Annotated in this window: 10 protein-coding genes; 4 read left to right on the top strand and 6 right to left on the bottom strand. The window is 71.4% G+C overall.

Going from position 1 to position 12066, the window contains the following annotated elements:
• Nucleotides 1-167: 167 nt before the first annotated feature.
• From ABZX96_RS34610 to ABZX96_RS34595, 4 genes are all read right to left on the bottom strand, one after another.
• Nucleotides 168-785: a hypothetical protein gene (locus ABZX96_RS34610; protein ID WP_355552395.1), complete on the bottom strand. Its 618-nt coding sequence runs from the start codon at nt 783-785 to the stop codon at nt 168-170.
• Between the two features lie 291 nt (nt 786-1076).
• On the bottom strand, nt 1077-1280 hold the full coding sequence (locus tag ABZX96_RS34605) for a DUF397 domain-containing protein (RefSeq protein ID WP_355552392.1): 204 nt from the start codon (nt 1278-1280) through the stop codon (nt 1077-1079).
• Between the two features lie 26 nt (nt 1281-1306).
• On the bottom strand, nt 1307-1507 hold the full coding sequence (locus tag ABZX96_RS34600) for a DUF397 domain-containing protein (RefSeq protein ID WP_355552389.1): 201 nt from the start codon (nt 1505-1507) through the stop codon (nt 1307-1309).
• Nucleotides 1504-2388: a helix-turn-helix transcriptional regulator gene (locus tag ABZX96_RS34595; RefSeq protein ID WP_355552386.1), complete on the bottom strand. Its 885-nt coding sequence runs from the start codon at nt 2386-2388 to the stop codon at nt 1504-1506. Before ABZX96_RS34595 ends, ABZX96_RS34600 begins: the two co-directional genes overlap by 4 nt.
• 198 nt (nt 2389-2586) lie before the next feature.
• Between ABZX96_RS34595 and ABZX96_RS34590 the strand changes: the two genes are divergently transcribed.
• Complete coding sequence (locus ABZX96_RS34590; protein ID WP_355552383.1) at nt 2587-3234, top strand: ATP-binding protein; 648 nt, start codon at nt 2587-2589, stop codon at nt 3232-3234.
• 105 nt (nt 3235-3339) lie between these two features.
• Here ABZX96_RS34590 and ABZX96_RS34585 read toward each other — a convergent pair whose 3' ends face one another.
• Together ABZX96_RS34585 and ABZX96_RS34580 are read right to left on the bottom strand one after the other, a co-directional pair.
• On the bottom strand, nt 3340-3816 hold the full coding sequence (locus ABZX96_RS34585; RefSeq protein ID WP_355552380.1) for a hypothetical protein: 477 nt from the start codon (nt 3814-3816) through the stop codon (nt 3340-3342).
• 157 nt (nt 3817-3973) lie between these two features.
• Complete coding sequence (locus ABZX96_RS34580; RefSeq protein ID WP_355552377.1) at nt 3974-4897, bottom strand: LLM class F420-dependent oxidoreductase; 924 nt, start codon at nt 4895-4897, stop codon at nt 3974-3976.
• A 256-nt stretch (nt 4898-5153) separates the two neighbouring features.
• On the opposite strand from ABZX96_RS34580, the gene pepN reads away from it, so the two are divergent.
• From pepN to ABZX96_RS34565, 3 genes are all read left to right on the top strand, one after another.
• Complete coding sequence (gene pepN, locus ABZX96_RS34575) at nt 5154-7673, top strand: aminopeptidase N (protein ID WP_355552374.1); 2520 nt, start codon at nt 5154-5156, stop codon at nt 7671-7673.
• Between the two features lie 746 nt (nt 7674-8419).
• Nucleotides 8420-10153 carry an aminotransferase class V-fold PLP-dependent enzyme gene (locus ABZX96_RS34570; protein WP_355552371.1) on the top strand — a complete coding sequence of 578 codons (1734 nt, stop codon included), beginning with the start codon at nt 8420-8422 and terminating at the stop codon, nt 10151-10153.
• Between the two features lie 314 nt (nt 10154-10467).
• Nucleotides 10468-11928 carry a SidA/IucD/PvdA family monooxygenase gene (locus ABZX96_RS34565; RefSeq protein ID WP_355552368.1) on the top strand — a complete coding sequence of 487 codons (1461 nt, stop codon included), beginning with the start codon at nt 10468-10470 and terminating at the stop codon, nt 11926-11928.
• The last annotated feature ends 138 nt before the right edge of the window (nt 11929-12066 follow it).

The following is a 12066-nucleotide window of genomic DNA, read 5'->3' as shown; positions in this document are numbered from 1 at the left end:
GAGGCCCCTTCGCCGGGACTTACCGTCACAAGTACATCCGCGTCAGCTGGCCTGCTCGACTTTCATACGCCGGTGGGCAACGACCTGTTCCCGCCCCGACGTCGAATACTTCGCACAAGGTGTTCCCTCAGTGGTTCGAGGTGTTCCCTTAGCGGTTCACGCGGAACCTAAAACACCTTCTGCGTCAGTCCCGCCTGCTCCGCCCGAGCCACCCGCTCGTCACCGGCCTCCGTACGCTCCTCCGCGTACCTCTCCCATTTCGCGGGCTGGATGAGCAGCAGCTCATGGGTGGCGGGCAGGACGAGGACGCCTCCGAACGCAAGATCACCCGCGACCCACACTCCGTCCTGCCCGCCCCGGGTCCAGTACCGGCGCCCCAGCGCGTTGACAGCACGCACCCGGAACGGTCGCGGCAGCACCTCGTCGATAATGACGAGCATGAAAACCTTGCCGTCTTTCTCGTCCTTCGCGGCCTTCCAGGAAATCCGCTCACGGAATTCCAGCGGGTACTCCCGCAGCACCCGCGCGCACTGAACCAATCGGCTGGCGCGCACATACCGGTAAATCCCAAGAATGGTCAGGAGAATGGCGATGGCCGAATACACCTCGACCAGAGGCACGTCCCGGACCGATCTCCATGATGCCGCCAGAGCCAAGAGGAACAGCGCGGCAATAATCAGAGTCCGCAGGAAGAGGCTCGTGATGAACCGCGCCCAGCCGCGTCGCACCAGCCGTTTCACGTCCGGGGCACCGGGTGTACGCGTGACCTGTTGTTCCGTCGCCATGGAGTCCTCTCCTTCAGGCCGGGCCTCTGCCCTCGTCGCCCATCAGGAGGCGGGGCGCGGTAAGGCGAACATGTGAGAGGTGTCCGGGTAGCCGTCCTGCGCACATGCCCGCCCGCCGGCTGCGAGAGCCGAGCCCCCTGGGGCGCTGCGGATTCTACGGGCGGGCCGAACCGCCGCTCTTCTTGGTGCCCCCGCCCGTTCGGTCCGGCCCTGTGGCTGGGCGGAAGCCTGGCGTCAGCAAACCAGCCGGGCGATTGGCCCGGCTGGATGGCTCGCGTGCTTGTGGTTCTGTTACTTCAGCGTGGTGAGGAAATCACGCCAGGCGTCGTGGGTGAAGACGATGACGCGACCGTCGGAGCGTTTGCTGTCGCGGACGGGGATGCGGTGGGGCGCGTGATCGGCGACCTCCAGGCAGTTGCCCTGACCACCGCTGTAGCTGCTGGCGCGCCAGCTCCCTTGTGCGAGATGGGCCGGTGCGTTCCGTTCTTTGTTCACCGGTTTCTGCTCCTTGGTCGGTCGATTCAGCACAGCGTGGCGAGGAAGGCACGCCAGGCCTGGTGAGTGAAGACGATGACGGGCCCGGTGGGGTTCTTGCTGTCGCGGACGGGGACGAGATGGGGGATGCCGTCGGCTATCTCGACGCATTCGTTGTGGCCGCCGCTGTAGCTGCTGCTGTGCCACTTTCCAGCCGAGAGGTCATACCTGCGGCCGGCGCTTTTCATACCCGGTACTCCTTGCGTTGTCGGTGAATGACGGCACGGGATTCGGCCGGGGAGAGAGCTGATGTGCGTGCGGCGTCGAACAGAGCCTTGTACCTGGCAACCTCGGGCTCCCTTTCCATCCAGAGGGAGTTGGTCGGGGTGTCCGCCAAGACCACGTCAAGGGCCCCGTCCTCGGGGAACCCCATCACCACATACGGACCGAACATACTCGCATGGGCTCCTCGGGAGAATGGCAGCACCTGGACAGTGATGCCAGGCGCGTCCGAGGCATCCAGGAGGTACTGGAGTTGGGGACCCATCACCTTCGCACCGCCGACCTCCTGTAGCAGAACAGCCTCAGAGATGACAGCCCACAGGTTCAGTGGGCAATGGCCCACCAGGCGTTCTTGGCGGGTGATTCTCACCTGAACGAACTTCTCGATCTCATCGGCGCTGTCCCACCGCTGGGAAGCCACCGTCAGTGCGCGTGTGTAATCGGGCGTTTGAAGCAGCCCCGGCACCAATTGGGCTTGAAAGGTCCTGATTGTTGCGGCCATCGCCTCCAGTGCGATGTAGTCGCGATAAGTGTCCGCCAGTACCGCACCGTACTGATTCCACCATCCATCCCGGCGCCGTCGATTTGCCTTCCGCGCCAGTGATGTCAGCCGTTCCCTTAGCTGGGTGTCCTTCACTTCGTAGGCGAGCAACATGGCGGCCAGATCGGGGAGGCGAAGCGCCACCCGACCGTTTTCAATTCGGCTGATCTTGCCTTTGGTGCAGTCGAGTGCTTCGGCCGCCTGTGCGGTGGTCAGACCCGCTGCATCGCGCAAATTCCGCAGCTCTTCTCCGAGCTGGCGTCCAAGTACGGTCGAAGGGCTGGAGGCGGTGCTCTTTTCCGGCATGAGACACCTGTAGCAGACCCCAAGATACCGAGGAAACGGAACTAACTCGAATGAGGGAAGTTTGAGTTGCTGGTGATCTGAAACGTTGCAGATTCGATGGGTGCGGCTCCATCCTTCCCAGCATGCACGCCGGAGTCCGCGGCCTCTTCGCCGCACCAGTGACGGACTGCCCGGCACATCGAGCCTCTGGGGGCAACTGTGACCGAACCGCACGAAACGATGTTCCGGCTGTGCCGCAGCCCCCGGAACGTCCCCAGAGCGCGAGGACTGCTGCGATCGACGCTCCACGCCTGGCACATCGACCAGGACGCCGCGGCGGACGCGGAGCTGGTGCTCTCCGAGCTGGTGACGAACGCCCTGCGGGCGCGCGCCCCGAAGGACCGGCAGGTGGAGGTGTGCGTGTCGCCGCTTACGGGTGCCGCGCTGGTGCGCCTGGAGGTGAGCGACGCGGGCGCGGGCCGTCCCGTGGTCCGGCCGCCCTGTGAGGGGGAGAGCTGCGGGCGCGGCCTCTGGCTGGTCGAGACGCTGGCGCGCAGCTGGGGCGTGCGGGAGCGCGCGTGCGGGATCGGCAAGACGGTCTGGGCGGAGCTGCCCGCACCGGGCCTCTCGAAGGCCGACGAGGTGAAAGAGCTCACGGCCGCGACCATCCAGCCGGGGCAGCGCGTCCGCATCCGGGACTCATGGCACGCCGTCCGCACCGTGCGGGGCGAGCGGTACCCCTCCGGCGCACTCGCCGTCGTCCTGGGGCTCGACGACGGCCCCGCCCTGCGGCTCCCCGCCGCCGAGCCGCTGCTCGTACGGGACGGGACAGCGCCACCCACAGGGGGAACGGACCTCACGGGCTGAGCGCGCCGGACTCGTCGGCATCGCAGTCGTACGCAGCGGACCGGCGACGGGCGGGCGGCTGTTCAGGCGCCGTACGGAACACCTGAGCCGACAACGCCCGCCCACTCACCCACGATCGAAGTAGTCGACCGCCAGAACGAGACCGATCAGAAGGACCGCCAGAATGACCAGCCCCACGAGGACGCAGCCGAGTCCCCGCAGCGTGTCGCGGATCGTCCGGCGCGCCTCGGCCCGCCGCGTCGCGTGCAGCGGTTCCCGGACGGGGCGGACGGCGCGCCAGAGGGCGCGTACGCACCAGAACGGCGACATGAAGAGGTAGCCGATGATGACGACCGCGTAATAGAGCGCCTCCACGATCTGCAGCACCGGGAAGACCACGAGCGCCACGGGGATCAGCAGCAGCACGAACCCGACCGACTTCCCCGCCGTCCAAGCGTCCCAGCTGGGCTTCTTGACGGGGGAGGAGGGCAGCTTCTTCCGTTGCGCGGGTTGCTGCTGCTGGGGCCGGCCTGGCTGGCCGGGCCACTCCGGCTGGCCGGGCCGGTCGCCCGAGGCGGTGGGAGGGGGCGTCGTCGTACTCACGCGGGTGACGGTAACAGGGGGCCGGAGGGGACCTCCCGAGGGGCGATCCGCGTGCGTCCTCCAGGCAGGCGGCCCGCGGTCGCTCAGAGAGGCGCCCCGCGTTCGTCATCTGGTCGGCGCTCCCGCCGGCACGACGCGCGGATCGGCCCCCGGTCGCTCAGCCCGCCAGCTCCCCCAGGAGCGCCCAGGTACGCAGCCGGTCGGCGTCGCCGGCGATCTCCGTGCTGGTGAACACCACCTCCGTCGCGCCGGCGTCCCGGTAGCGCCGCACCTCGGCGGCGACCGTCTCCTCGTCGCCGATGGCGGCGACGTCGACGGCCCGTTTGCCGCCGGAGAGCTCGATGACCCGGGCGTAGGACGGGATCTGCTCGTAGAACGCGAGCTGCTCGGCGGCCTTCTCCCGTACGGACGCCACGTCGTCGGTCACCACGGCGGGCACGAACGCCACGATGCGGGGCGCCGGACGGCCGGCGGTCTCCGCCGCCGCGGTGACGGCCGGGACGATGTGCTCCGCCAGGGCGCGCGGCCCGGCGAGGTAGGGCAGGATGCCGTCCGCCAGTTCGCCGCTGGCCCGCAGCGCCTGGGGGGCCATCGCGGCGACCAGCAGCGGCACCCGGGACCCCGCGCCGGGCACCCGCGCGGGGATGGGCGTCGTCGCGGTGAGCAGTTCGCCGTGGAAGTCGGCGGTGCCGGTCTCGGTGAGCTGCCGCAGGGCGACGAGGAACTCGCGCAGGCGGGCGATGGGCCGTTCGTGGGGGATGCCGAAGCCGGTCTCGGTCAGGAGCTTGGTACCGAGCGCGAGCCCCAGGTGGTACCGGCCGTGCGTGGCCGCCTGGGCGGTCTGCGCCTGGCTGGAGACGACCAGCGGGTGGCGGCCGAAGATGGGGATCGCGGACGTGCCCACCTGTAAGGCGGGTACCTCCCGCCCGACGATCGCCGCGAGCTGGGGCGAATCGGCCCCGAAGGTCTGCCCGAACCAGGCGGACCGCAGGCCCGCCGCCGCGGCCTCCTCGGCGAGCCGCACGGTGGCGTCCACTTGGTTGTCGGCATCGATCGCGTTGAGTGCTACTCCCACAGTCATGCCAGCGCCAACCGGCGGCGGGGGCCCGCGCATTCCGGTTCTTGTGTGACGGTTTCTTGTCGGCGGTGTGTACGCGCGGCGGGCAACGGGTCGGTGCTGCTCACAGGGACGGCCCACTGCTTCGTATGCGTACGCGCATGCGCGCGGGGCAGACGACGACCAGCCCCCAGCATCGCGATCCCCCCGCCGATACGTTTCTCCACAGCCTGGCGCAACCCGCGTGCGCGCTGTCACCGGCGTACGGCAGCATGACCCCATGCCCGCACTCCAGCGCGACGAGGCGCAGACCCGAGCCCGACTCATCGACGTCCACCGCTACGAGATCGACCTCGATCTCACCCACGGTGAAGAACACTTCGCGTCCAGCACGGTGATCCACTTTACCGCGCGGTCCGCGGGCGACACCTTCGTGGAGGTCAAGCCCGCCGAGCTGCACTCCGCCGTCCTGGACGGCCGCCCGCTCGACCCCACGAGCCTCGACGGCAACCGCCTCCCGCTGCTCGGCCTCGCCGAGGGCGCGCACGAGCTCCGCGTGGCGGCCACCATGCGCTACTCCCACACCGGTGAGGGCATGCACCGCTTCACCGACCCGGCCGACGGCCTGAGCTACGTCTACACCCAGCTCTTCATGGAAGACGTGCAGCGCGTCTTCGCCGCCTTCGACCAGCCCGACCTGAAGGCCGTCTTCGAGCTGAGCGTCACCGCACCGCCTGAGTGGACGGTGCTCGGCAACGGCATCGCCACCCAGGACACCGACGCCGGGCCGGGCCGCTGGAAGCTCGCGCCGACCCCGCCGATCAGCACCTATCTCGTCGCCGTCGCCGCCGGCCCGTGGCACTCGGTACGGACGGAGCACGCCGGCCTGCCCTTCGGCATCCACTGCCGCCGCTCGCTGGCCCCCTACCTGGACGCCGACGCCGAGGAAATCCTCGACATCACCCGCCGCTGCTACGACCGCTTCCACGAGATCTTCGAGGAGCCCTACCCCTTCGACTCCTACGACCAGGCGTTCGTCCCGGAGTTCAACGCGGGCGCCATGGAGAACCCCGGCCTGGTCACCTTCCGCGACGAATTCGTCTACCGCTCCGCCGTCACGGACACCGAGCGGCAGACCCGCGGCATGGTCATCGCCCACGAAATGGCCCACATGTGGTTCGGGGACCTGGTCACCCTCCAGTGGTGGGACGACATCTGGCTCAACGAGTCCTTCGCCGAGTACATGGGCTACCAGGTCCTCGCCGAATCCACCCGCTTCACCGACACCTGGACGGACTTCGGCATCGCCCGCAAGGGCTGGGGCTACGACGCCGACCAGCGCCCCTCCACGCACCCCGTCGCCCCCGCGCCCGAGGACGTGCCCGACACCGCCTCCGCCCTGCTGAACTTCGACGGCATCTCCTACGCCAAGGGCGCCTCCGCCCTGCGGCAGCTCGTCGTCTGGATGGGGGAGAAGGCGTTCCTGGCCGGCATCAACGACCACTTCGCCCGGCATCGCTTCGGCAACGCCACCCTCGCCGACTTCATCGACTCCCTCGCCCGCGCCACCGACCGCGACGTGCACGCCTGGGCCAAGAGCTGGCTGCGCACCACCGGAGTCGACACCCTCACCCCCGTCGTCGGCACGACCGAGGACGGTTCCTGGACGCTACGCGTCGACCAGGCCGGCAGCCGCCCCCACCACCTCGCCGTCGGCCTCTACGACCACGACCCCACCACCCCCGGCCGACTGGTCCCCCGCGACCCCGTGACCCTGGACATCCCGGGCCGCACCGAGCACACGGCCCCCGGCCCCCGCCCCGACCTCGTCCTCCTCAACGAGGGCGATCTGACCTACACCAAAGTCAGGCTCGACGCCGCCTCCTGGGAGACCGCGAGCCGCTCACTGTCCGGCCTGCCCACCCCGCTCTCCCGCGCCGTCGTGTGGAACGCCGCCCGCGACATGGTCCGCGACGGCGAACTCGCCCCGGCCGCCTACCTGGAGGCAGCCCGCACCCACCTGCCGCACGAAACCGACATAGCGATCGTCGACGGCGTCCTGTCCTTCGCCCGCCACCAGATCGCCGACGCCTACCTCACGACGGACGACCGGCACGCGGCACTCGGCACGCTCACCGACATCTCCCGCGACATCCTGCGCCGCACCGAGGGCTCGGAGAACGGCGACGGCCAGGGACTGCGCCTGGTCGCCGTGCGGTGCTTCATCGACAGCGCCACGACCCCGCAGGGCATCCAGGACTGGCTGGACGGCGACACCGTCCCCGGCGGCCCGGCGCTCGACCCCGAACTGCGCTGGCGCCTCCTCGGCCGGCTCGCCGTCCTCGGCGCCACCACCCCCGAGGCCATCGACGCCGAACTCGCCCGCGACCCCAGCGCCACCGGACAGGAGGGCGCCGCCCGCTGCCGGGCCGCCCTGCCCGACCCGGCCGCCAAGGAAGCCGCCTGGCGGTCCATGTTCACCGCGGACGAAGGGGACGAACTCTCCAACTACCTCTTCACCGCCACCGCCGTCGGCTTCTGGGCCCGCGAGCAACAGGACCTGCTGCGCCCGTACGTCAGCCGGTTCTTCTCCGAGGTCCCCGCCCTCGCCGCCCGCCGCGGCCCCGCCCTCGCCGAGGCCGCGGGACGCTACGCCTTCCCGAAGCCCTTCGTGGAACGGGAAACCCTCCGCCTGGGCGAGGAATGCCTGCACACCGCCGACCCGATCCCGGCCCTCCGCCGCAAGCTCGTCGACCAGCTCGACGACCTGCGCCGGGCACTGAACGTCAGGGGGGTGTGACACGAACGACGCCGGGCCCGGCGGGTGCGCCAGGGCCCGGCACCGAGGGCCGGAGAGTGGGTCGCCGTCGGCCCTTCGGCGCAGGCGTCGAGGGCTGGGGGAACGGGTTCGCTCGGTGATCCGGCGTGCGGAGGAAGCGGCGTCATGCGGGAACGGGCGGCCCGTCGGCCCGGTGGGCTTCTGCGCCGCGTGGGAATGGACGGCCAGCCCGCCCCGCCAGGCTTCTGCGTCGCGCGGGAACGGGCGGCCCGCTGGCCCGCCGGGCTTCTGCGCCGCGTGGGAATGGACGGCCTGCCACGCCTCCAGACTTTCACCGCCGGGCGGGAACGAACGGCCCGCCAGCTCGGCAGGTTTCCGCGCCCGTGGGAACGGGCGGCCAGCCCACCAAGCTCAGAGCCAGGCGGCAACGGGCGGCCAACCACCCCGCCGGGCTTCAGCGCCGCGCGGGAACGAACGGCCCGCCCACCAAGCTCGGAGCCCCGTGGGAACGGACGGTGCCACCCCTCGCCCAGCCCAGCGCCATGTGTGAACGGGCGGCCGGGCCACCCCCGCCAAGCCTCTGTACCCCGGCGCTCGCCCGGGGGCGCGCCCGTCCCGTGCCCCGTGGCGCGGGCGGGCGGTTCCGTCCGGTCCTCCCGGGTAGGGCAATACCACTTTAGGGTCGGTCTCGTTGGGTTCAGAGGGCACATCGCCCGCCCCACCAGGCCGCGGTGTGCTCACCCGCCGCGCTCCCGGAGGACCAGCCCATGGACACGCCGCACCTCGCCGGAGGGATCACAGGCCCCGCCGCCCTGCGGCCCCTGATCGACACCACCCTCGACGCGTTGTCCCAAGGAGCCGCCGCCCGGGGTGGGCCGCTCCCCGCCGGTGGGCCGGGCGTCGTGGCGGAGCGGCTGCGGAGCGCCGTTCACCCGCTCCTCCCCGAAACCGGCGTCGGGCCGCAGGCGGCGCTGCGCACCCTGGTCGCCGCGCTGGCCGCGGGTTCGGCCGACCCGGCGGATCCGCACTGCACGGCCCACCTGCACTGCCCGCCGCTCGCCGTGGCCGCCGCCGCCGACTTGGCCGCCGCCTCCCTGAACCCGTCCCTGGACTCCTGGGACCAGGCACCGGCCGCCTCGGCGCTCGAAGCCCTCACCACTCGTGAACTGGCGCGTCTCGTGCACCTCCCGGACCGGACCACTTCGGAGGACGAGCCGGAGACGGCCCGTTCCGTAGGCGGTCCCGCTGCACCGCTTAAGGCCGTTCCGGCCCGTTCCGTGGACGGTCCGGCCACACCGTGGGAGGCCGATCCGGCCCGCTCCGTGGGCGGTCCGGGTTCACCGTTCGAGAACGACCCGGCCCGCTCCGTGGACGGCTCGGCCCCAGCCTTGCGCGCCGCATGCCGCGCCACCTCAGCGCCTGAGCTCACCGAGGCCCGCCTCACCTCGTCCGCCGGTCACCGTTCGACCGCCGGTACCACCTCGTCCGCCGGAAGCCTGATCCCTCCGCCCCGCCGGGAGCTGCCCCCGGCCGAACGCGGACCCGACGCCCTCGTCACCACCGGCGGCACCGAGTCCAACCAACTCGCCCTCCTCCTCGCCCGGGAGGACGGGCGCGTCCGTCGGCTCCCCGCTCCGGTGCAGGTCGTCTGCGGGGCGAACGCGCACCACAGCGTCCACCGTGCCGCCTGGCTGCTGGGCCTCCCCGAGCCCCTCACCCTCCCCACCCCCGACGGCGTCCTCGACCCGGAGGCGCTCGATGCCGCGCTGACCCCGCTGCACCACCCCGTCCTCGTCGTCGCCACCGCCGGTACCACCGACACCGGGGCCATCGACCCGCTGCCCGCGCTCGCCGCCGTGGCCGACCGGCACGGTGCCCGCCTGCACGTGGACGCCGCCTACGGAGGGCCGCTGATGTTCAGCCGGCGGCACCGAGGGCTGCTCCGCGGCCTGGAACGTGCCCACACCGTCACTCTGGACCTGCACAAACTCGGCTGGCAGCCGGTCGCCGCGGGCCTCCTGACGGTGCCCGACGCCGCCGCCCTGGCCCCCCTGAGCCACCGGGCGGACTACCTCAACGCCGATGACGACACCGAGGCCGGGCTGCCCGATCTCCTCGGCCGTTCGCTGCGGACGACCCGCCGCCCCGACATCGTCAAGATCGCCGTCACCCTCAAGGCGCTCGGCCGCGGCGGACTCGCCGACCTGGTGGACCGCACGATCGCCGCCGCCCGCGCCTTCGCCGACCTCATCGAGGACCACCCCTCCTTCGAGCTCTACGCCCGCCCCACCATCAGCACCGTCCTCTTCCGCCCCACCGGCGCCGACGACACCGCCGTCGCCGCCCTCCGCCGCCGCCTCCTGCACGACGGCCGCGCCGTGCTGGGACGCGCCACCACCGCCTCCGGCCTGTGGCTCAAGGCCACCTTCCTCAACCCCCACGTCCAGCCCGGCGACCTGAAATCGCTCCTGACACTCGTGGAAGGCACCCCCCACCGATGAGCAGCGACACGCCCCACAGTGAAGCCGTCCCGTCCCCCGAGACGCCCCCGCTCCCCCCTCCGGCCGATCCCGACACCACCTCCGACCGCACGCCCGACACCACTTCCGACACCACCTCCGACCCGTCTCCGGCTGTTCCCGCCCCGTCGTCCCCGGCCACCCCCACCAGTCCATCCCCGGCCGCCCCCACGGCCCCGGACGCCCCCCCCACCACAGCAGCCTCCGAAAACGGCACGCCATCCGGCACACCACCCGCCACGCCCGCCATCCCCTGCCCCACACCCGAGGCCACCCCCCGAGCTCCCGTGCCCCCCATGACCTCAGCCGCGTACCGGACCACCGCCGAAAAGAACCCCCACGGAGCGACCCCGCCACAGCCCCCCACCCCCGAAGGACCGCTCGACCTGGTAGGGATCGGGATCGGACCGTTCAACCTCTCCCTGGCCGCGCTCGCCCAGCCGCTCGGCCGGCTGCGCACCGCCTTCTACGACCAGCGCCCGGCCTTCCACTGGCACCCCGGCCTCCTCCTGGAGGGCACCACCCTCCAGGTGCCGTTCCTCGCCGACCTGGTGACCCTCGCCGACCCCACCAGCCGGTGGACGTTCCTGAACTACCTCCGGGCCCGCGACCGCCTCTTCCCCTTCTACTTCGCGGAGAACTTCCACATCGAGCGCGCCGAGTACGACGACTACTGCCGCTGGGTCAGCGAGTCCCTCCCCGGCCTGCACTTCCGCCACCAGGTGGACGCCGTGCGCTGGAACCCGGAACGCGAGCTGTTCGCCGTCGACTTCACCCAGCTCGACGAGGCGGGCGAGGCCGAGGCCCTGGGGCGCAGCTACGCCCGCAACCTGGTCCTGGGCGTGGGCACCGCCCCGTACCTGCCCGAGTCCCTCAAGCCGCTCGCGGACTCCGCCGCCGTGCCCGTCATCCACTCCGCCGACTACCTCGACCACCGCGAACGGCTGCTGAAGGCCGAGCACATCACCGTCATCGGCTCCGGCCAGTCCGGCGCGGAGATCTTCCTGGACCTGCTGCGCGCCCGCCCGGCAGGCCGGGAGAGGCTGCACTGGCTGGCCCGCACCCCCGCCTTCGCGCCCATGGAGTACTCCAAGCTGGGCCTGGAGCAGTTCACCCCGGACTACACCCGGTACTTCCACGCGCTGCCCGAATCCGTCCGCAACGCGCTCGTCCCGCAGCAGTGGCAGCTCTACAAGGGCATCGACCGCGCCACCATCGGCGCCATCCACGACGAGCTCTACCGCCGCACCCTGAGCGGCGGGTGGCCGGACGCGGTACTGACCCCCGGCGTCACCGTCCGCACGGCCGGCCGGATCGGCGCCACCCGGATCGAACTGCACCTGGAACACGTCCAGCAGACCGTCCGCAGCCGGCTGACCACCGACGCCGTCATCCTCGCCACCGGCTACCGCGAGCGGAACCTCACCACCCTGCTCGCCGCCCTCGACCCCTACATGCGCCGCGACAACGCCGAACGGCCGCGGATCGACGCGCGCCACCGGCTCATCCTCGATCCCTGCGTCACCGGTTCTGTCTACGTCCAGAACGCCGAGCGCCACACGCACGGAGTCGGCACCCCCGACCTCGGCCTCGCCGCCTGGCGCAGCGCCATCATCCTCAACTCCCTCACCGGAGGTCCCGCCTACCCCCTCCCGCCCCGGACGGCCTTCACCACCTTCGGCCTCCGGCCGGCGCCCATCGGCGACGTGGACGGGGTGCCCCAGCCGCCCGCCACCCCGCTGACCAGGCACCTCTGAAGCGGTCCGCGGCAGGAGGGGCCGCGCGGAACGGGCGAGGCGCCCGTTCCGCGATTCGCGTCCAGCAGCGCGCCCACTTCTCGTACCGGGTGGCGCAGTGAGGAGTAGGGCTTGCCGTTGATGAGGGCTTGCCCCTCG

This window comes from Streptomyces sp. NPDC003077 (assembly GCF_040611095.1).
Classification (GTDB): domain Bacteria; phylum Actinomycetota; class Actinomycetes; order Streptomycetales; family Streptomycetaceae; genus Streptomyces.
Note: the sequence above shows the minus strand (reverse complement) of the source record. Positions and strands in the feature narration are given on the sequence as shown.